The sequence below is a fragment of the Serratia sp. Z4 genome, from assembly GCF_009900725.1.
Taxonomy (GTDB): Bacteria; Pseudomonadota; Gammaproteobacteria; order Enterobacterales; family Enterobacteriaceae; genus Serratia; species Serratia nematodiphila.
Window position 1 is genome coordinate 369,244 of sequence record NZ_JAAABD010000004.1, and the last position, 20,244, is coordinate 389,487.

Annotated in this window: 14 protein-coding genes, 1 tRNA gene and 3 rRNA genes; 6 read left to right on the plus strand and 12 right to left on the minus strand. The window is 61.6% G+C overall.

The annotated features are described in order from the left end of the window. Positions 1-13: 13 nt before the first annotated feature. From GT753_RS17620 to GT753_RS17630, 3 genes are read right to left on the minus strand one after another with little or no spacing between them, the layout of a single operon-like run. Positions 14-859, minus strand: coding sequence for an ABC transporter permease subunit (locus GT753_RS17620; protein ID WP_015379247.1), 846 nt, complete (start codon positions 857-859; stop codon positions 14-16). Further along, entirely contained in the window at positions 856-1,665 is an 810-nt protein-coding gene (locus GT753_RS17625) for an alkaline phosphatase family protein (RefSeq protein ID WP_044030312.1), read from the minus strand. Before GT753_RS17625 ends, GT753_RS17620 begins: the two co-directional genes overlap by 4 nt. An 11-nt stretch (positions 1,666-1,676) precedes the next feature. Beyond that, positions 1,677-2,738 carry an ABC transporter substrate-binding protein gene (locus tag GT753_RS17630; protein ID WP_033631954.1) on the minus strand — a complete coding sequence of 354 codons (1,062 nt, stop codon included), beginning with the start codon at positions 2,736-2,738 and terminating at the stop codon, positions 1,677-1,679. 193 nt (positions 2,739-2,931) lie between these two features. Here GT753_RS17630 and GT753_RS17635 point away from each other — a divergent pair, with 193 nt between their 5' ends. After that, positions 2,932-3,642 carry a UTRA domain-containing protein gene (locus tag GT753_RS17635; RefSeq protein ID WP_015379250.1) on the plus strand — a complete coding sequence of 237 codons (711 nt, stop codon included), beginning with the start codon at positions 2,932-2,934 and terminating at the stop codon, positions 3,640-3,642. 38 nt (positions 3,643-3,680) lie between these two features. Here GT753_RS17635 and metH read toward each other — a convergent pair whose 3' ends face one another. After that, complete coding sequence (gene metH / locus GT753_RS17640) at positions 3,681-7,376, minus strand: methionine synthase (RefSeq protein ID WP_160125802.1); 3,696 nt, start codon at positions 7,374-7,376, stop codon at positions 3,681-3,683. Positions 7,377-7,572: 196 nt separating this feature from the next. Between metH and iclR the strand changes: the two genes are divergently transcribed. The 5 genes from iclR to GT753_RS17665 all read left to right on the plus strand — a co-directional run bounded on the left by iclR (position 7,573) and on the right by GT753_RS17665 (position 13,137). Continuing rightward, complete coding sequence (gene iclR, locus GT753_RS17645; RefSeq protein ID WP_004936648.1) at positions 7,573-8,403, plus strand: glyoxylate bypass operon transcriptional repressor IclR; 831 nt, start codon at positions 7,573-7,575, stop codon at positions 8,401-8,403. A 251-nt stretch (positions 8,404-8,654) separates the two neighbouring features. Then, on the plus strand, positions 8,655-9,194 hold the full coding sequence (gene gntK, locus GT753_RS17650) for a gluconokinase (RefSeq protein WP_015379252.1): 540 nt from the start codon (positions 8,655-8,657) through the stop codon (positions 9,192-9,194). Further along, a complete protein-coding gene (gene gntU / locus GT753_RS17655) occupies positions 9,191-10,528 on the plus strand; it encodes a gluconate transporter (protein ID WP_015379253.1) in 1,338 nt (445 codons plus the stop codon). The genes gntK and gntU overlap by 4 nt, the downstream gene beginning before the upstream one ends. 98 nt (positions 10,529-10,626) lie before the next feature. Beyond that, positions 10,627-12,441: a phosphogluconate dehydratase gene (gene edd, locus GT753_RS17660; protein WP_015379254.1), complete on the plus strand. Its 1,815-nt coding sequence runs from the start codon at positions 10,627-10,629 to the stop codon at positions 12,439-12,441. A gap of 54 nt (positions 12,442-12,495) precedes the next feature. Beyond that, positions 12,496-13,137 carry a bifunctional 4-hydroxy-2-oxoglutarate aldolase/2-dehydro-3-deoxy-phosphogluconate aldolase gene (locus GT753_RS17665; protein ID WP_004936635.1) on the plus strand — a complete coding sequence of 214 codons (642 nt, stop codon included), beginning with the start codon at positions 12,496-12,498 and terminating at the stop codon, positions 13,135-13,137. Between the two features lies 1 nt (position 13,138). Here GT753_RS17665 and aceK read toward each other — a convergent pair whose 3' ends face one another. The 8 genes from aceK to GT753_RS17705 form a co-directional block, all read right to left on the minus strand. Beyond that, on the minus strand, positions 13,139-14,893 hold the full coding sequence (gene aceK / locus GT753_RS17670) for a bifunctional isocitrate dehydrogenase kinase/phosphatase (protein WP_033631950.1): 1,755 nt from the start codon (positions 14,891-14,893) through the stop codon (positions 13,139-13,141). A gap of 69 nt (positions 14,894-14,962) precedes the next feature. Further along, on the minus strand, positions 14,963-16,270 hold the full coding sequence (gene aceA, locus GT753_RS17675) for an isocitrate lyase (protein ID WP_004936630.1): 1,308 nt from the start codon (positions 16,268-16,270) through the stop codon (positions 14,963-14,965). 41 nt (positions 16,271-16,311) lie between these two features. Next, complete coding sequence (gene aceB / locus GT753_RS17680; protein ID WP_160125803.1) at positions 16,312-17,910, minus strand: malate synthase A; 1,599 nt, start codon at positions 17,908-17,910, stop codon at positions 16,312-16,314. 374 nt (positions 17,911-18,284) lie between these two features. Beyond that, the gene (metA, locus tag GT753_RS17685; protein WP_004936623.1) at positions 18,285-19,214 is read right to left on the minus strand and encodes a homoserine O-succinyltransferase; all 930 of its coding nucleotides are present in this window, start codon (positions 19,212-19,214) and stop codon (positions 18,285-18,287) included. A 381-nt stretch (positions 19,215-19,595) separates the two neighbouring features. Further along, positions 19,596-19,711, minus strand: a 5S ribosomal RNA gene (gene rrf, locus GT753_RS17690). A 45-nt stretch (positions 19,712-19,756) separates the two neighbouring features. Further along, positions 19,757-19,832: transfer RNA gene (locus tag GT753_RS17695), tRNA-Thr, on the minus strand. 14 nt (positions 19,833-19,846) lie between these two features. Then, positions 19,847-19,962 (minus strand): 5S ribosomal RNA (gene rrf / locus GT753_RS17700). Between the two features lie 174 nt (positions 19,963-20,136). Beyond that, a 23S ribosomal RNA gene (locus GT753_RS17705) occupies positions 20,137-20,244 on the minus strand; the annotation flags it as partial.

Genomic DNA, 20,244 nt, shown 5'->3' on the forward strand with positions numbered 1-20,244 from the left:
ATTCTCCAGCCGGTTATGAGCGCGCATTGAGGTAGCTCCTGCGCAGCATCCATTGGTGGATCACCGTGATAAACGCCATCATCACCACCAGCAGCATCGCCAGCGCGCTGGCCAGGTTCGGATCGAGGGAGATGTCCCCCGCCACCAGCGCCGAGATGCGGATCGGGATCACGTTGAAGTTGCCGGTGGTCAGCGCATACACCGTGGCGTAGGCGCCCAGCGCGTTGGCCAGCAGGATGACGAAGGTGCCCATCAGCGCCGGCGCCAGCACCGGCAGGCCAATATGCCGCCAGTAGCGCCAGGGGCCGGCGCCGAGCAGCGCCGCCGATTCGCGCCAGTCGGCGCGCAGCGCGTCGAATGCCGGATACAGCAGCAGCACCCCGAGCGGGATCTGGAAGTAGGTATACAGCACGATCAGGCCGCTCTTCGAATAGAGGTTGAAGCTCTCCATCAGGCCGTATTTGCGCAGCAGCAACGTCAGGCAACCGTTCAGCCCCAGCAGAATGACGAAGGCGAACGCCAGCGGCACCCCGGCGAAGTTGCTGGTCATGTTGGTGAACGACATTACGAAGTCATGAAACCGCGTCTGGCCGAGCTGACGCAGTGAGTAACTGCCAACTAATGCGATCAGCAAGCCGTAGACGCTCGACCATAGCGAGATCTCCAGCGAGAACTGAAACGCCTGCAGGTAGAACGGCGAGGTGAGGATATCGACATAGTTGCCCCACCCCCAGCCGCTGGTCTCGCTGAAAAAGCTGTGAACGGCGATCCACACCAGCGGGGCGATCTGAAACGCGCCGAACAGCACGATAAACGGCAGCAGGCACAGCGCGGCGATCCATTTGGTTTTGCTGTTCATCGCGCATCCTGCGCCAGCAGCGCCCGGCAGCGCGGCTTGTCGTGCGGCGCCTGCAATAGATCGCAGATCGTGCCGCACAGCTCGGTTTGCTGCGGATCGGCGTCATCCAGGCTGAAGCCCGCGCCGAATACGAACAGCGGCACCTGACGCTCTTCCGGCAATACGCCGCCGTGGCTGCGATCGTCGTTCATGCCATGGTCGGCGGTAACCAGCACCTGATAGCCGGCCGCCAGCCACTCGGGCAGATAGCGCGACAACGAGCCGTCGGCGCGCCGCGCCGCGTTGCGGTACTGCGGCGAAGAGAGGCCGAAGCGGTGCCCGGCGTCGTCGATGTTCATCGGGTGGATCAGCAGGAAATCCGGCTGATGACGTTGGCGCAGGCTTTCGGCGTCGTCGAACAGATGGCTGTCGGGATAGCCGTCGTCGTAATAGAAATGCCCGTGTTGAATCGGCAGCTCGGGGGCGTCGGTATGGCGGTCGCGCGCGGCGTCGAACGGCGTGCGGTTATACAATTCGCTGAACCAGTGGTAAGCGGCGGCGGCGGTGCTCAGCCCGGCGGCGCGCGCATAATGAAACACGCTTTGTTGATGAGAAAGGCGCGAGACGTGATTGTGCACCACGCCGCTCTCCACCGGCGTGACGCCGGTGAGAATGCATTCATACAGCGGCCGGGAGAGCGAGGGCAACTCGCTCTCCAGCAGGTACAACCGCCCGCGTCCCGCCGCGCATTCGGCCTGCAGATACCCCATAGCGTCGTGCGCCACCCGGTAGTTGAGGCCGTCCAGCAGCACGAGGATCGTTTTCATGGTGCGTTAACTCACTGCTGCATAAACATAATGACGTTTTCCTGCCACAGGCGCGGCAGCGCTTTGGCGCTCTGTTCCCAGGCCGCCGGATCGGCGATCGGATGCGCATTCTTGTACTGCTCGGCCGGCAGCAGCTTGGCCTTGACGTCGTCCGGCAGCGTCAGATGTTCGGCGCGGATCGGGCGGGCATAGCCGCGCGCCAGGTTGATCTGGCCGGCGTCGGAGAAGATGTATTCGCGCGCCAGCTTGGCGGCGTTCGGGTGCTTGGCGTATTTGTTGATGATGGTGGTGTAGCCGGAAGTGATCGAACCGTCCGACGGGATCAGCACTTCAAAACGGGTTTTGTCGATCTGATCGCGGTAGTTCAGGCCGTTGAAGTCCCACACCACGCCAACCTGCACTTCCCCTTTCTCCAGCGATGCGATCACCGGGTTACTCAGGCTCAGGCGGCCGGCCTTGGCCAGCTTGCCGAAGAATTCCAGGCCCGGCTTGAGGTTTTTCTCGTTGCCGCCCATGGCGTAGGTGGCCGCCAGCACGCCGCTGGCCGCCTGCGACGCGGTGCCGACGTCGCCGATGGTGACCTGATAGCTGCCCTTGAGCAGATCGGCCCAGCTGTGCGGGATGTCTTTCACCTGCTGCTTGTTGATGATGAAGGCGATGGTGCCGGTGTAAGCCAGCGCCCAGTGGCCGTCTTTGTCTTTCGCCCACTCCGGCACCTGATCCCAGGTAGACGGTTTGTACGGCTGCGTTACGCCCTTCTGCACCGCCACCGGGCCGAAGGCCGCGCCGACGTCACCGATGTCCGCCGTGGCGTTGTTCTTTTCCGCATCGAATTTGGCGATCTCCTGTGCGGAGCTCATGTCGGTATCGACATGCTTCAGGCCGTACTTGCTCAACAGATCTTGCCAGGTGCCTTTCCAGTTGGCCCAGCTGTCCGGCATGCCGACGCTGTTGACTTCGCCTTCTTTCTTCGCGGCCTGCTCCAGCGCCGCCAGATCGGTATCCGCGGCCCAGCTCATCTGGCTGGATAACACGATGGCACTGGTTAACACAGAAGCGCACAAACGTTTCATAACTGATGCTCCAGGTGGTAGTGTGGGGATGGCTGGACTAGTCCAGCAAGGACCAAACCAATCTAACGGACGAATGTGATAATTATATGTCAGCTTAAAAAAGCGACAGTTTTATCACCCATTGCAACGGCGAAAACGCGACGCTGGTCTACCTTAAGGAAGGCCAAACGCACTGAAACGGGACACCCGCTGTATGAGTGAAGCACCGACGACCGTCGCCACCATCTGCCAAACGCTGAGCGCCCGCATCACCGCCGGCGAGTTCGCCGCGGGCGGCAAGCTGCCCTCCGAGCGCGCCCTGAGCGAACAGTTCGCCACCACCCGCATTACCTTGCAGGAGGCGCTCGGCCAGCTGGAGGCGCAGGGCGTCATCTACCGCCAGGTGCGGCGCGGCTGGTTTATCTCGCCGCCACGTTTGATCTACAACCCGTTGCAGCGCAGCCATTTTCACGCCATGGCGCAGCAGCAGGGGCGCGCCGCCCATACCGAAGCGATCGACAGCGCGGTCGTCACACTTGACGCGCCGCTGGCCGGCCGCCTGGCGCTGCCTCCCGGCGCGCAGGCCTATCGCATTCGCCGGCTGCGCTACATCGACGGGCGCGCGGTGCTGTACTGCGAGCACTACCTCAATCCGGCCTATTTCCCCGGCATTCTGGACGAAGATCTGACCCAGTCGCTGACCGCGCTGTACGCCGCACGCTACGGCATTCACTACGGCCGGGTACGTTTCGACATGCTGCCCACCCTGCTGCCGCAGCAGGCCGCCGCCATGCTGAAGGTGACCTACGGCAGCCCGGCGCTGTTCATTACGCGGGTGAATCGCGATCAACATGACCGGGTGATCGATTGCGACCTGGAGTATTGGCGGTACGACGCGCTGCACATCGATGTGGAAGCGCTGTAAATGACAAGGGCGCATCGCTGCGCCCTTAAAGAGGAAAGTCAGTCGGCGTCGTAGCCGAGGTTTGGCGCCAGCCAGCGTTCGACCTCGCTCACGCTCATCCCTTTACGCGCCGCATAGTCTTCCACCTGATCGCGCTGGATCTGCGCCACCGCGAAGTACTTGCTCTCAGGATGGCTGAAGTACCAGCCGGACACCGCCGCCCCCGGCCACATGGCGAAGGACTCCGTCAGTTCCATGCCGGTGTGGCGATTGACGTCCAGCAGCTGCCAAATGGTCGCTTTTTCGGTGTGCTCCGGGCAGGCCGGGTAGCCCGGCGCCGGCCGGATGCCCTGATAGTTTTCGCGGATCAGTTCTTCGTTGCTCAGGTTCTCGTCGGCGGCATAACCCCAGTGCAACTTGCGCACCTGTTCGTGCAGGTATTCGGCGAAAGCCTCCGCCAGACGATCCGCCAGCGCCTTGACCATGATTTTGTTGTAATCGTCGTGCTGTGCGTCGTACGCCGCCGCCAGCGCGTCCTCCTCCAGCCCGCCGGTCACCGCGAAGGCACCGAAGTAGTCGGCCTTGCCGCTGCTTTTCGGCGCCACGAAGTCCGCCAGGCAGTAGTTCGGGAAGTCGGTTTTTTCCGTCTGCTGACGCAGATGGCAGCTCACCGCCAGCACCTCGCTGCGCTGTTCGTCGCGGTACACTTCCACGTCGTCGCCGACGCGGTTGGCCGGGAACAGGCCGTAAACGCCGCGCGGGTTGAGGCTGCGCTCGGCGGCCAGCCGATCCAGCATCTGATTGGCGTCGTGGAACAGGCGCTTGGCCTCTTCCCCCACCACCTCGTCTTCCAGGATGCGCGGGTATTTGCCCGCCAGCGACCAGGTCATGAAGAACGGCGTCCAGTCGATATAGTGGCGCAGCGTCTCGATGCCGGCCGACACCGGGAATACGCCAAGCTGCCGTGGCGCCGGCGGCTGATAGTCGGCCCAGTCCAGCGCCATGGCGTTGGCGCGCGCCTTGTGCAAATCGACCGGCGGCGTGCGCGGTTTTTTGCGCGCGTGCTGAATGCGCACCGTTTCATACTCTTTGCGGGTGCGCGCCACAAACTCATCACGCTGGGTGGCGGACAGCAGCGCCGCCACCACGCCCACGGTGCGCGAGGCGTTTTGCACGTAGGTGGTCGGGCCGCTGTAGTTCTGCTCGATTTTCACCGCGGTGTGCGCCTTGGAGGTGGTGGCGCCGCCGATCAGCAGCGGCAGGGTAAAGCCCTGGCGCTCCATCTCTTTGGCCACGTTGACCATCTCGTCGAGCGACGGCGTGATCAGCCCCGACAGGCCGATGATGTCGACGTTCTCCTCGCGCGCGGTGCGCAGGATTTTCTCCGTCGGCACCATCACGCCAAGATCGACGATTTCATAGTTGTTGCACTGCAGCACCACGCCGACGATGTTCTTGCCGATGTCGTGCACGTCGCCCTTCACCGTCGCCAGCAGGATTTTCCCCGCGGAGGTGCCCTGCTGCTTGCTGGCCTCGATGTACGGTTCCAGGTAGGCCACCGCCTGCTTCATCACGCGGGCGGATTTCACCACCTGCGGCAGGAACATCTTGCCCTCGCCGAACAGATCGCCGACCACGTTCATCCCCGCCATCAGCGGCCCTTCAATCACTTCGATCGGCCGTTCGGCCTGCTGCCGCGCCTCTTCGGTGTCCAACTCGATAAACTCGGTGATGCCCTTCACCAGCGAATACTCCAGCCGTTTCTCCACCGGCCAGCCGCGCCACTCCGCCTGCTGCACCGCCGCTTCGCCGTCTTTGCTGCCGCGGTACTTTTCCGCCAGCTCCAGCAGGCGTTCGGTGCCGTCCTCACGACGGTTGAGGATCACGTCCTCTACCGCCTCGCGCAGCTCGCCAGGCAGATCGTCGTAAATCGCCAGCTGCCCGGCGTTGACGATGCCCATGTCCATGCCATTGCGAATGGCGTGATACAGGAACACCGCGTGGATCGCTTCACGCACCGGATCGTTGCCGCGGAACGAGAACGACACGTTGGACACCCCGCCGGAGATCATCGCGTGCGGCAGGTGGGTTTTGATGTCGGCGCAGGCTTCGATAAAGTCGACGGCGTAGTTGTTGTGCTCTTCGATGCCGGTGGCGACGGCGAAGATGTTCGGGTCGAAAATGATGTCTTCCGGCGGGAAACCGACGCGTTCGGTCAAAATTTTATAGGCGCGGCGACAGATCTCGAACTTGCGCTCGCGGGTGTCCGCCTGGCCCACTTCGTCGAACGCCATCACCACCACCGCGGCGCCATAGCGGCGCACCAGCCGGGCGTGGTGGATAAAGGCCTCTTCGCCCTCCTTCATCGAGATCGAGTTGACGATGCCCTTGCCCTGAATGCATTTCAGGCCTTTCTCGATAACGGACCACTTGGAGGAGTCGATCATGATCGGCACCCGAGCGATATCCGGCTCGCCTGCGATCAGATTGAGGAAGCGCACCATCGCCGCCTCGGCATCGAGCATCCCCTCGTCCATGTTGATGTCGATGATCTGCGCGCCGCTCTCCACCTGCTGGCGCGCCACGTCGAGCGCTTCGTTGTATTTCTCTTCTTTGATCAGGCGTTTGAAACGCGCCGAACCGGTGACGTTGGTGCGCTCGCCGACGTTAACGAACAGGGTGTTGGCGTCGATGGTCAACGGCTCAAGACCGGCCAGACGGCAGGCGACCGGGATCTCCGGCAGCCGGCGCGGCGGCACGCCCTCAACCGCCTTGGCCATCGCGGCGATGTGTTCCGGCGTGGTGCCGCAGCAGCCGCCGATGATATTGAGGAAGCCGGCCTGCGCCCACTCCCCAACCTGGCGCGCCATCTCGGCCGCATCCAGATCGTACTCGCCGAAGGCGTTCGGCAAACCGGCGTTCGGGTGCGCGGTGACGTAGGTCTCCGAGATGCGCGCCAGCTCGGCGACGTACTGACGCAGCTCATCCGGCCCCAGGGCGCAGTTCAGGCCGAAGGTCAGCGGCTTGACGTGGCGCAGCGAATTGTAAAACGCTTCGGTGGTCTGGCCGGACAGGGTGCGGCCGGAGGCGTCGGTGATGGTGCCGGAAATCATGATCGGCAGTTCCACTCCCAGCGCTTCGAATTCAGTTTCCACCGCAAAAGCGGCGGCCTTGGCGTTGAGGGTGTCGAAGATGGTCTCGATCATGATCAGATCGACGCCGCCTTCCACCAGCGCGCGGGTCGATTCGCGGTAAGCCGCCACCAGTTCATCGAACGAGATGTTGCGGAACGCCGGATCGTTGACGTTCGGCGAGATGGACGCGGTGCGGTTGGTCGGCCCCAGCACCCCGGCGACGTAGCGCGGTTTTTCCGGCGTGCGCGCCGTCCATTCGTCGGCGCAGGCGCGCGCCAGGCAGGCGGCCTGATAGTTAATCTCGGCGGACAGCGACTCCATATGGTAGTCGGCCATGGCGATAGAGGTGGCGTTGAAGGTATTGGTCTCAAGGATATCGGCGCCCGCCTCGAGATAGGCGTAATGAATGGCGGTGATCACTTCCGGCTTGGTCAGCACCAGCAGATCGTTATTGCCTTTCAGATCGCTGCGCCAATCGGCGAAACGCTCACCGCGGAAATCGCGCTCGTCCAAGCGATAGCTCTGGATCATGGTGCCCATGCCGCCGTCCAACACCAAAATGCGCTGCGCTAACTGGCGGCGCAGTTGTTCTACTCGATTCGTCACTGTAACCCCTTCCATTGCCATCCAGCCCATTGCTCAACTGCCGCAAACACCAACGAGTCATCCTAGCACAGCTTGTAAGGACAAAGGGCCAGGCGACAATTGAGAGTTTTTCAGGTTGTGCGCCAACACCTCCGATGAGCTGACGGCGGCTTGCAATTCATCGACAAAAAACGAAAATGAATTCCATCATACGGAAAAAGGAATCTCACCCATGGCCACCCCTGCTCCCGCCAAGCGCGGCAAGAAGCCCCGCGCAGCAGCCCCCGCCGCCAGTGCGGCGACCGGTCAGGTACAATCGTTGACCCGTGGCCTGAAACTGTTGGAATACATTTCGGAAGCCCAGGGCAACGTGGCCCTGACCGATCTGGCCCAGCAAGCCGGCCTGCCGAACTCCACCACTCACCGCCTGCTCACCACCATGCAGCAGCAGGGATTCGTGCGCCAGGTCGGCGATCTCGGCCTGTGGACCATCGGTTCGCACGCCTTTGTGGTCGGCAGCAGCTTCCTGCAAAGCCGCAACCTGCTGGCGATGGTGCATCCGACGCTGCGCCGCCTGATGGAAGAGTCCGGCGAAACCGTCAACCTGGCGGTGCTGGATACCAGCGAGTACCAGGCGATCATCATCGATCAGGTGCAGTGCACGGCGCTGATGCGCATGTCGGCGCCGATCGGCGGCAAACTGCCGATGCACGCCTCCGGCGCCGGTAAAGCATTCCTCGCCACCCTGCCGGACGATCAGGTGACCAAACTGCTGCACAAGAAAGGCATGCACACCTACACGCCGCATACCCTGACGCCGCACAACCTGAAAGAGGGACTGGCGCAGATCCGCAAGCAGGGCTTCTCCTTTGACGACGAAGAGCACGCGCTCGGCCTGCGCTGCGTGGCGGCCTGCATTTTCGACGAGCATCGCGAAGCCTTCGCCGCCATTTCCATCTCCGGCCCGGTATCGCGCATCACCGACGATCGCGTGATCGAGCTGGGCGCGCTGGTGATCCACGCGGCGAAAGAGATCAGCCTGGCCTACGGCGGCGTGCGTTAATCCGATCATCCGAGGGGCGCCCCAGCGCGCCCCTGCTCCCCTGCCATGCTCTGTTGTCAGCATGTAACAGGCTGTCGGCATCCTGTTTAGCGCACAGGAAAAAAGCTTGAAGCCGATCACAGTTAACGATCCTCACGGCGAAAGCCCATTGCAACCGCTCAAACTTCCTTCGACAATGTTACCGATAACATGTTACCGGTAACAATCAAACTGAACGAAGGTAACGTCACCCGGTGTTTTGGAGCTAAGCCATGACCAACAATCAAAATCGCATTTACGTCGTTATGGGCGTTTCCGGCAGCGGCAAGTCCGCCGTCGCCGCCGCCGCGGCCCGCCAACTCTCCGCCGGCTTCCTCGACGGCGACTTCCTGCACCCACGCAGCAACATCCTGAAGATGGCCGCCGGCGAGGCGTTGAACGACGACGATCGCGCGCCGTGGCTGGCCGCGCTCAACGACGCCGCCTTCGCCATGCAGCGCACCAACAGCGTGTCGATCATCGTCTGTTCGGCGTTGAAAAAGCAGTATCGCGACCGCCTGCGCGCCGGCAACGGCAACCTGTCATTCATCTATCTGCACGGTGAGTTCCCGGTGATCGAATCCCGCCTGGCGGCGCGCAACGGCCACTTCTTCAAGCCGCAGATGCTGGTCACCCAGTTCGCCGCGCTGGAGCAACCGGGCGCCGACGAGAACGACGTGATGGCGATCGACATCAATCAGCCGCTGGACGCGGTGATCGCCGATACCGTGCGCCATATCCAGAGCTTCCTGCCGCAGGACGTGTGCGCGTGAGTACCGTAACGCTGGTCGGTACCGCAGTCGGCTCGGTTTTACTGCTGTTATTCCTGGTGATGAAGGCGCGCATGCACGCCTTCGTCGCGCTGATGCTGGTGTCCATCGCCGCCGGCATTTTCTCCGGCATGCCGCTGGAACACATCGCCGACACCATGCAAAAAGGCATGGGCGACACGCTGGGCTTCCTGGCGATCGTGGTGGCGCTCGGGGCGATGTTCGGCAAGATCCTGCATGAGGTCGGCGCGCTCGATCAAATTGCGGCGCAATTGCTGAAACGATTCGGACAAAGCAAAGCGCACTACGCGCTCGGCATCGCCGGGCTGATCTGCGCGCTGCCGCTGTTCTTCGACGTGGCGGTGGTGCTGCTGATCGGCATCGTGTTCGCCGTGGCGCGCCGCACCGACGGCAATATCGTCAAGCTGGCTATTCCGCTGTTCGCCGGCGTGGCCGCCGCCGCCTCCTTCCTGCTGCCGGGGCCGGTGCCGATGCTGCTGGCGTCGCAGATGAAGGCCGATTTCGGCTGGATGATCGCCATCGGCCTGGTAGCGGCGGTGATCGGCATGCTGATCGCCGGCCCGCTGTACGGCAGCTTTATCAGCCGTTTCGTCAACTGGCCGATGCCGCCGGAAGAGAATGAGCCGACGCTGACCAAGGGCAATCTGCCGTCGTTCGGCTTCAGCCTGGCGCTGGTGCTGTGCCCGCTGGTGCTGGTCGGCATGAAAACCATCGGCGCGCGGCTGGTCACCCCCGGCTCGCAGCTGCAGCAGTGGCTGGAGTTTATCGGCCACCCGTTCACCGCCATCCTGCTGGCCTGCCTGATCGTGATTTACGGTCTGGCGAAGCCGCGCGGCATGAGCAACGAACAGACGCTGGCCATCTGCTCCGCCGCGGTGCAGCCGGCCGGGATCATCCTGCTGATGACCGGCGCCGGCGGGGTGTTCAAGCAGATCCTGGTGGATTCCGGCGTCGGGCCGGCGCTGGGTGACGCCATGATCGGCGCCGGCCTGCCGATCGCCGTGGCCGCCTTTGCGCTCTCCGCCATGGTGCGGGTGATCCAGGGCTCGGCCACCGTCGCCTGCCTGACCACCGTCGGCCTGGTGCTGCCGGTCACCAGCCAGCTCGGGCTCAGCGGCGGGCAACTGGCCGCGCTGGCCATCTGCATCGCCGGCGGCTCCATCGTGCTGAGCCACGTCAACGATGCCGGCTTCTGGCTGTTCGGCAAATTCACCGGCGCCAACGAACTGCAAACGCTGAAAACCTGGACGGTGATGGAAACCATTCTGGGCAGCGTCGGCGGCGCCATCGGCATGATTGCATTCACGATGTTTTAAATCCTAAATCGCCCCCGGCCTTGCACACCAGGGCTGCAAATCACCCCCGGGGGCACCGCCACAGGCGGCGACTATAACAACAGCAATGTGAGGAAGGCATGATTAATCCAACCTTGTCCCGTGTCACACAGCGCATCATCGACCGTTCCCAGGCCAGCCGCGCCGCCTATCTGGCGCGTATCGAGGCGGCCCGCTCCCAAACCGTCCACCGCGCGCAGCTCGCCTGCGGCAACCTGGCCCACGGTTTCGCCGCCTGTCAGCCCGATGACAAGGCGTCGCTGAAAAACATGGTGCGCAGCGATATCGCCATCATCACCGCCTACAACGACATGCTGTCGGCCCACCAGCCGTACGAACATTACCCACAGCGGCTGAAACAGGCGCTGAAGGCGGTGGGTGCCGTGGGCCAGGTGGCCGGCGGCGTGCCGGCGATGTGCGACGGCGTGACCCAGGGGCAGGACGGTATGGAGCTGTCGCTGATGAGCCGTGACGTGATCGCCATGTCGGCCGCTGTCGGCCTGTCGCACAATATGTTCGACGGCGCGCTGTTCCTCGGCATCTGCGACAAGATCGTGCCGGGGCTGGTGATGGCCGCCCTCTCCTTCGGCCACCTGCCTGCGCTGTTCGTGCCGGCCGGCCCGATGAGCAGCGGCCTGCCGAACAAGGAAAAAGTGCGCGTGCGCCAGCTGTACGCCGAGGGCAAGGCCGACCGCCTAGCGTTGCTGGAGGCCGAGGCTGCCTCTTATCACGGCATCGGCACCTGCACCTTCTACGGCACCGCCAACACCAACCAGATGGTGATGGAAGTGATGGGTCTGCATCTGCCGGGCGCCTCCTTCGTTCATCCGGACACGCCGCTGCGCGACGCGCTGAACGACGCCGCCGCGCGCCAGGTGACCCGACTGACCGATACCGCCGGCAACTACCTGCCGATCGGCCGCCTGGTGGACGAGAAAGTGGTGGTGAACGGCATCGTCTCGCTGCTGGCGACCGGCGGCTCCACCAACCTGACCATGCATCTGGTGGCGATGGCGCGCGCGGCGGGCATCATCATTACCTGGGACGATTTCTCGGAGCTGTCGGAGGCGGTGCCGCTGCTGTGCCGCATCTACCCGAACGGCCCGGCCGACATCAACCAGTTCCAGGCCGCCGGCGGCGTGCCGCTGGTGGTGCGCGAGCTGCTGCAACACGGCCTGCTGCACGAAGACGTGCATACCGTGGCCGGTTTCGGCCTGCGCCGCTACACCCAGGAACCGTGGCTGGACAACGGCCAACTGGTGTGGCGCGAAGGCGTGGCCGGCTCGCTCGACGCCAGCGTGATCGCCAGCGTGGCCCAGCCGTTCGAACATCACGGCGGCACCAAAGTGATGGCCGGCAATCTGGGCCGCGCGGTGATGAAAACCTCGGCGGTGCCCGCCGATAACCAGATCATCGAAGCGCCGGCGGTGGTGTTCGACAGCCAGCACGATATCGTGCCGGCGTTCGAAGCCGGCAAGCTGGATCGCGATTGCGTGGTGGTGGTGCGCTTCCAGGGGCCGCAGGCCAACGGCATGCCGGAGCTGCACAAGCTGATGCCGCCGCTGGGCGTGCTGATGGATCGCGGCTTCAAAGTGGCGCTGGTGACCGACGGCCGCCTGTCCGGCGCCTCCGGCAAGGTGCCTTCCGCCATCCACGTCACCCCGGAAGCCTATACCGGCGGCCTGCTGGCGAAAGTGCGCGACGGCGATCCGATCCGCGTCAACGGCCGCAGCGGCGAGCTGCAGGTGCTGGTCGACGCCGACGAACTGGCCCGGCGCACGCCATGCCAACCCGATCTGAGCGCGGAACACATCGGCTGCGGCCGCGAGCTGTTCGGCGCGCTGCGCAGCCAGCTGTCCGGCGCCGAGCAGGGCGCCTGCTGTATCAAATTTTAATCGATAGCCTGGCCGCATCGCCGCCTGGCGGCGGCCACAGAGGAGAACGTCAGCATGAACAAGTGGACAACAAGCGCCGAGCAGATCCTGACGGCGGGGCCGGTGGTGCCGGTCATCGTGATCAACAAGCTGGAACATGCGGTGCCGTTGGCGAAAGCGCTGGTCGCCGGCGGCGTGCGGGTGCTGGAGGTGACGCTGCGTACCGCCTGCGCCATGGACGCCATTCGCGCCATCGCCCAAGAGGTGCCGGAAGCGATCATCGGCGCCGGTACGGTGATCAATCCGCAGCAGCTGCGGGAAGTGACCGAAGCCGGTGCGCAGTTCGCCATCAGCCCAGGCCTGACCGACGAGCTGCTCAAAGCCGCCACCGCAGGTTCCATTCCCTTGATCCCGGGCATCAGCACCGTTTCCGAACTGATGCAGGGCATGGATTACGGCCTGCGCGAGTTTAAATTCTTCCCGGCGGAAGCCAACGGCGGCGTAAAAGCGCTGCAGGCGATCGGCGGCCCGTTCCCGCAGGTGCGCTTCTGCCCGACCGGCGGCATCTCACCGGACAACTACCGCAGCTATCTGGCGCTGAAAAGCGTGCTGTGCATCGGCGGCTCCTGGCTGGTGCCGGCGGACGCGCTCGAAAGCGGCGACTACGCGCGCATCACTGAACTGGCGCGCGCCGCCGTCGCGGGCGCCGAGGCCTGATTTACATCGCAGCGGTGGCGGCCGGCAGCGCCGCCCCGCTGCGCTGGCTGAACCGCTGCTTCTTGCGATAAGCAAATACGTCTTCCACATGCCCTTCGCGGATGCGCTGCTGCAACCCGCGCCAATACTCCGCGGTAAACAGATCGCTGTGCAGCTCTTCAAACACCTGCCGAATGCGCCGATCGCCGCACAGAAAGTGGCGGAACTCTTCCGGGAACACGTCGTTGGGCGCGATGCTGTACCACGGCTCGCTGGCCAACTCATCTTCCGGATAACGCGGCGGCGGGATATCGCGGAAGTTGACCTCGGTCATGTAGCAAATCTCGTCGTAGTCATAGAACACCACCCGCCCGTGGCGCGTCACGCCAAAGTTCTTGAACAGCATGTCGCCGGGGAAGATATTGGCGGCGGCTAACTGCTTAATCGCGTTGCCGTACTCTTCAATCGCATCGCGCATCTGCTGGTCGTTGGCCTGCTCCAGATACAGATTCAGCGGCGTCATGCGCCGTTCCATATACAGGTGCTTAATCACAATGCGATCGCCGAGATCTTCCAGTTTGCCCGGCACTTCGCGCCGCAGCTCCGCCAACAGTTCCGGGCTGAGGCGCGCCTTGTCGACGACGAAATTTTCGTACTCCTGGGTATCCGCCATACGCCCGACGCGATCGTGCTCTTTCACCAGCTGATAGCAGGCCATCACCTGCGCCTGCGTCACCTCTTTTTGCGGGGCGAATTCGTCCTTGATCACTTTAAACACCCGATCGAAGGACGGCAGGGTAAACACCAGCATCACCATGCCCTTCACCCCCGGCGCGATGATGAACTGCTCCTGCGACTGCGCCATAAAGGTCAGGTATTCGCGGTAGCATTCAGTTTTGCCGTGCTTCTGGCAGCCGATCGCCATGTACAGCTCGGCGGTGGTCTTGCCCGGCAGGATCTCGCGCAGCCACTCGACCATCGCCGCCGGCAGCGGCGCGTAGACCATGAAATAAGAACGGGCGAAGCCGAAGACGATGCTGGCCTCGGCCTTACCGGTCAGGCAGGCATCGATAAACAGCGCGCCCGACTCGCTGTGGTGGATCGGCAGCAAGAACGGGTAAACGCCGTCGGCCAGGCGCAGCTTGCCGACCAGCCAGGCGGCCTTGTTGCGATAGAACAGTTCGTTGGCGATCTGAAAGGTGGCCCCCGCCAGTTGCTGCGGACTGAAGGCGCGCTGCAGCGCCTGAGTGATGTAGCGAATATCGCGCGTCAAATCTTCCCACGGCAACCGCAGCGGCAGATCGCTCAGCACGCTGCGCAGCATCGCCGGCAGATCGCCATTGGAGGTGAAATCGCGCGCCAGCGGACGCGGAATGTCGCGAAATCGCCGTTCCGGCTGCGAACTGAACACGAACAGCTTGTCCGGCGTCAGATCGCGATGCTTGAACAGCCGGCAGTAGACCGAGTTAAAAAAGCTTTCGGCTATCTCGAAACGCGGGTAGTCCGGCAGCAGATCGATATAAACCGCTTTGACCCGGCTGGGGAAGTCGGCGTCGAAATATTTCTGCCCGGTGATGCATTTGAGCTGCTCCACCACCAGGCCGACATGATGGTCATACAGATGGATGCGCTTTTTCATCGCCTGCTGCACCGCCGGCCAGTCCGCCTGCTCGAAGCGCTGCTGCGCGCCGGCGGTCACCTCCAAAAAGCGGCCGTACTGCGCATCGAAGCCCTGCAGGATCGTCTGTGCGATCAACAACTCCAGTTTTGCCGCCATCCTTACCCCCGCCAGAAAAAGAAGCCTGCGCATGCAGGCTCCGGGTGAAACGTCTTCAAGCTTGCCGCATCAGAACTGCTGTTCTTCCGTCGAACCGGTCAGCGCGGTGACCGAAGAGGCGCCGCCCTGAATGATGGTGGTGACCTTGTCGAAGTAGCCGGTGCCCACCTCCTGCTGATGCGACGCAAAGGTGTAACCGCGATCCACCGCGGCGAACTCCGCCTGCTGCACCTTCTCGACGTAGTGTTTCATGCCCTCGCCCTGCGCATAGGCGTGCGCCAGGTCGAACATGTTGAACCACATGCTGTGGATGCCCGCCAGCGTGATGAACTGATACTTGTAGCCCATGTCCGACAGCGCCTGCTGGAAGCGCGCGATGGTCTGATCGTCGAGGTTCTTCTTCCAGTTGAACGACGGCGAGCAGTTGTAGGCCAGCAGCTTGCCCGGGTATTTGGCGTGAATGGCGTCGGCGAAGCGCTGAGCGGCATCCAGATCCGGCGTTGAGGTTTCGCACCACACCATATCGGCGTAAGGGGCATAGGCCAGGCCGCGGCTGATCGCCTGCTCGACGCCTGCATGGGTGCGGAAGAAGCCTTCTGCCGTGCGCTCGCCGGTGACGAAGGCGCTGTCATACGGATCGCAATCGGACGTCAGCAGGTCGGCCGCATCTGCGTCGGTACGGGCGATCACCAGCGTCGGCACGCCGAGCACGTCGGCGGCCAGGCGAGCGGCGACCAGCTTCTGGATCGCTTCCTGTGTCGGCACCAGTACTTTGCCGCCCATATGACCGCATTTCTTCACCGCCGCCAACTGGTCTTCGAAGTGCACCCCGGCGGCGCCGGCGGTGATCATCGCTTTCATCAGCTCGAAGGCGTTCAGCACGCCGCCGAAGCCGGCTTCCGCATCGGCGACAATCGGCAGGAAGTAATCGGTGTAGCCTTTGCTGCCCGGCTCAATCTGGTTCGCCCACTGGATCTGATCGGCGCGGCGGAAGGTGTTGTTGATGCGCTCGACCACCTTCGGCACCGAGTCCACCGGATACAACGACTGGTCAGGGTACATGGCCGCCGCGCTGTTGGCGTCGGCCGCCACCTGCCAGCCGGACAGGTAGATAGCCTCGACGCCGGCTTTAGCCTGCTGCAGCGCCTGGCCACCGGTCAGCGCGCCCAGGCAGTTCACGTAGCCTTTGCGCGCCTTGCCGTTCAGCAACGCCCACAGTTTGGCGGCGCCGTTTTGCGCCAGGGTACATTCCGGGTTGACCGAACCGCGCAGGTTGATCACGTCTTCGGCGCTGTAAGGGCGGGTGATGCCTTCCCAACGGGCCGATTTCCATTCCTGTTCCAGCTGCTGGATCTGTTGAGAGCGAGAGGTAGACATAATTTTTATCCTTTCAGTCATGTAGGGTTGATTGGGAAAGTTCAGGCCAGCAGCTCATAGCCGGGCAACGTCAGGAAATCGATTAATTCATCTTGCGTGGTGATGCGCTCCATCAGGCGCGCCGCCTCTTCGAACCGGCCGGCGTTAAAGCGCGCTTCCCCTACTTCTTCACGCACCACCAACATCTCTTCTTGCAACATCTGACGGAACAGCGCCTTGGTGACCGGGCGCCCGTCGTTCAGACTCTTCTCGTGGTGGATCCACTGCCAGATAGAGGTACGGGAGATCTCCGCCGTCGCGGCATCTTCCATCAACCCATAGATAGGCACGCAGCCGTTGCCGGAGATCCAGGCTTCGATGTACTGCACCGCCACGCGGATATTGGCGCGCATCCCCGCTTCGGTGCGTTCGCCGTCGCATGGTTCCAACAGCTGCGCGGCGCTGATTGGCGCATCCTGCTCACGCATCACGTCCAGCTGATTCTGGCGATCGCCCAATGCCTTGCCGAACACCTCCATCACCGTGTCCGCCAGCCCCGGGTGCGCCACCCAGGTGCCATCGTGGCCATTGTTGGCCTCCAGCTCTTTATCCGCCCGCACCTTGTTCAGCACCCAGGCGTTTTTCTCAGCGTCTTTGCTCGGGATAAACGCCGCCATGCCGCCCATGGCGAAGGCGCCGCGCTTATGACAGGTTTTGATCAACAGACGTGAATAGGCGCTGAGGAAAGGTTTCTCCATGGTCACCGACTGACGATCCGGCAGCACGCGATCGCCGTGATTCTTCAGCGTTTTGATGTAGCTGAAGATGTAATCCCAGCGGCCACAGTTCAGGCCGACGATGTGATCGCGCAGGTGATAGAGGATCTCGTCCATCTGGAACACCGCCGGCAGGGTTTCGATCAGCACGGTCGCCTTGATGGTGCCACGTGGCAGATCGAAACGATCCTCGGTAAAGCTGAAGACATCGCTCCACCAGGCCGCTTCCTCCCAGGACTGGGTTTTCGGCAGGTAGAAATACGGGCCGCTGCCCTTGGCCAACAGCTGACGATAGTTGTGGTAGAAGTACAGCGCGAAATCGAACAGGCCGCCGGGGATGGCTTCATCACGCCACAAGACGTGTTTCTCCGGCAGGTGCAAGCCGCGCACGCGAGCGATCAACACCGCCGGATTCGGTTTCAGCTGGTAGATCTTGCCGGCTTCGTTGGTGTAGGAGATGGTGCCGTTAACCGCATCGTGCAGGTTGATTTGACCGTCGATGACTTTGTCCCAGCTTGGCGCCAGGGAGTCTTCGAAGTCCGCCATAAATACTTTTACGTTGGCGTTCAACGCATTGATCACCATCTTGCGTTCTACCGGCCCGGTGATCTCGACCCGGCGATCGCGCAGGTCTTGCGGGATGCCGCGGATCTGCCAGTCGCCTTCACGAATGGAATTGGTTTCCGAAATAAATCCAGGCAGCTCGCCGCGATCGATATTTTGCTGCCAGCGGGCACGCGCCGCCAGCAGCTCATTGCGCCGCGGCGTGAATTTCCCCACCAGTTCCGCCAGGAATTCAACCGCTTCATCCGTTAATACCTGGCGCTCCGCTGCGGCGGAACCCTGGGTAAACCTTAACTCCGTGCCTGCTATCTGTTGCGTCATGACCTTGCTCCTTCCCATCATTGCGCCCGAGCGACCGGCGCATTTTCATCAGAAATCACTGTGGATCAGGGCGGATGAAACGATCCTAAACTGGTCAGATCTCATCCCGATAGCTCTAAGAATACTCAACAAAAAATAAAAATCAAAAACCATTTCCATTTTATTATTAAATATTTTATTAACACTTTATTATCAATTGGTTAGAACAAATAACATAACTAACAGGTAAGGAAACCGGTTCCAATAGAATCGCAAAGATAGGCTAACGCGTTGTTAGCCAATGGTTTTCTGGGGAAAGTGACCGGTAGAAAGAGGATCGTGCAGAGGATCAACAGCGCGGCGGCCTCGATTCAGCCGCCGGCAGGGAGAAAAGATCAGTCGAGAGTCGGATTCATATGGCGCAGATCGTAAGGCGTGATCTGGTAGACGTAATAGTTGAGCCAATTGGAAAACAGCAGGTGGCCATGGCTGCGCCAGGTGGCTTTCGGTGTCAGTGCGGGGTTGTCATCGGGGAAGTAGTTGAGCGGTACGGCAGGATCGAGGCCAGCTTCGTTGTCGCGACAATACTCCCCGGCCAGGGTCAGGGCATCATACTCAGGATGGCCGGTGACAAACGCCAGGCGCTTATCCCTGCTGGCGAACAGGTAGGCGCCGGCCTGCTCGGATTCGGCCAGAATATCCAGGTCGGTATATTGGCGAATCACCTCGGTCGGGAAATCGGCATAGCGTGAGTGCGGCGCCAGGAAGCTTTCGTCGAAGCCGCGCGTCAGCAACGCATGCTGCTGCAGCGTTTGGTGCGGATAAACGCCGGAGAGCTTCACTTCGCGCGTCATCTTGGGAATACCGTACAGGATGTTCAACGCCGCTTGTACCGCCCAACACACGAACAGCGTGGAGGTGACGTGGTTTTTGGCCCAGTCAATCACCCGTTCGATCTGCGGCCAATAGGCAACATCGCAGAAATCAACCAGCCCCAGCGGCGCGCCGGTGACAATCAGGCCATCGAAGTTCTCATTCTGAATATCCTCGAAGTCGCAGTAGAAGTTGTTCAGATGCTCGGCCGGCGTGTTCTTCGATTCGCGGCTGTCGATGCGCAGCAGCTGGATATCAATCTGCAGCGGCGAGTTGGACAACAGACGCAGAAACTGGTTTTCCGTTTCGATCTTCTTTGGCATCAGGTTGAGGATCAGCACTTTCAGTGGCCTGATTTCCTGTGTTTTTGCCCGCGAGGATGTCATCACGAAGACATTCTCACCGCGCAAGAAATTGACCGCAGGTAACTCATCAGGAACACGAATCGGCATTGCTTAACCCTCACACATCCATTTATACGTTTAGACTTCTAGATGCCCGAAGATAGCGTTTTTTTTCGTCGCTGTCGAGCATTCAGCGGAAAGGTGAAAATGTTTCATTGCGCAGCCTGCGCCGGGATATAAGCAGAGGGAGTAAAGCGGATGAAAAGCAAAAAGGCCATCCTTTCGGATGGCCTCTTGGCTTATTTGATGCTTGGCAGTGTCCTACAGTATTCGTCTCATCCTGAGACTCTCCCCTGCGGGGCCGCCGCAAGCGGCGTTAAGGCCCGTTCCCGACGGGCCTTTCGCATGCCCATGCTCGAGCAGAACACCAAATAACAGACAAAACAAAAAGCCCCATGCTTTCGCATGAGGCTTGTTGTTTTATTTGATGCTTGGCAGTGTCCTACTCTCGCATGGGGAGACCCCACACTACCATCGGCGCTACGGCGTTTCACTTCTGAGTTCGGCATGGGGTCAGGTGGGACCACCGCGCTATTGCCGCCAAGCAAATTCTTTTTTCTGCCGAACTTCTAAACCCACTTTAAATAAAGTGGTGCTGATACCCAGAGTCGAACTGGGGACCTCACCCTTACCAAGGGTGCGCTCTACCAACTGAGCCATATCAGCACGCTTAATTTGATGCCTGGCAGTGTCCTACTCTCGCATGGGGAGACCCCACACTACCATCGGCGCTACGGCGTTTCACTTCTGAGTTCGGCATGGGGTCAGGTGGGACCACCGCGCTATTGCCGCCAGGCAAATTCGTTTTATTCCAACCGCTTCACTCTCGTGTCGCCATCAGAACCAATCTCGGAACTTCGCTGAAAATTATTCGTATCATCCTGATACTCACCCCTTCGGGGCCAACGCTCCGCGTTGTTCAAAATCGTTCCCGACGATTTTGTCTCTCTAAAAACACCTTCGGTGTTGTAAGGTTAAGCCTCACGGATCATTAGTACTGGTTAGCTCAATGCATCGCTGCACTTACACACCCAGCCTATCAACGTCTTAGTCTTAAACGTTCCTTCAGGGGCCTTAA

Excerpts from the sequence above, each read along its gene's own strand:
- aceA (WP_004936630.1), bottom strand. The coding sequence starts at position 16,270 with ATGTCTACCTCTCGCTCTCAACAGATCCAGCAGCTGGAACAGGAATGG.
- aceB (WP_160125803.1), bottom strand. The coding sequence starts at position 17,910 with ATGACGCAACAGATAGCAGGCACGGAGTTAAGGTTTACCCAGGGTTCC.
- GT753_RS17625 (WP_044030312.1), bottom strand. The coding sequence starts at position 1,665 with ATGAAAACGATCCTCGTGCTGCTGGACGGCCTCAACTACCGGGTGGCG.
- metH (WP_160125802.1), bottom strand. The coding sequence starts at position 7,376 with ATGGAAGGGGTTACAGTGACGAATCGAGTAGAACAACTGCGCCGCCAG.
- GT753_RS17620 (WP_015379247.1), bottom strand. The coding sequence starts at position 859 with ATGAACAGCAAAACCAAATGGATCGCCGCGCTGTGCCTGCTGCCGTTT.
- aceK (WP_033631950.1), bottom strand. The coding sequence starts at position 14,893 with ATGGCGGCAAAACTGGAGTTGTTGATCGCACAGACGATCCTGCAGGGC.
- metA (WP_004936623.1), bottom strand. The coding sequence starts at position 19,214 with ATGCCGATTCGTGTTCCTGATGAGTTACCTGCGGTCAATTTCTTGCGC.
- gntK (WP_015379252.1), top strand. The coding sequence starts at position 8,655 with ATGACCAACAATCAAAATCGCATTTACGTCGTTATGGGCGTTTCCGGC.
- GT753_RS17630 (WP_033631954.1), bottom strand. The coding sequence starts at position 2,738 with ATGAAACGTTTGTGCGCTTCTGTGTTAACCAGTGCCATCGTGTTATCC.
- GT753_RS17665 (WP_004936635.1), top strand. The coding sequence starts at position 12,496 with ATGAACAAGTGGACAACAAGCGCCGAGCAGATCCTGACGGCGGGGCCG.
- iclR (WP_004936648.1), top strand. The coding sequence starts at position 7,573 with ATGGCCACCCCTGCTCCCGCCAAGCGCGGCAAGAAGCCCCGCGCAGCA.
- GT753_RS17635 (WP_015379250.1), top strand. The coding sequence starts at position 2,932 with ATGAGTGAAGCACCGACGACCGTCGCCACCATCTGCCAAACGCTGAGC.
- edd (WP_015379254.1), top strand. The coding sequence starts at position 10,627 with ATGATTAATCCAACCTTGTCCCGTGTCACACAGCGCATCATCGACCGT.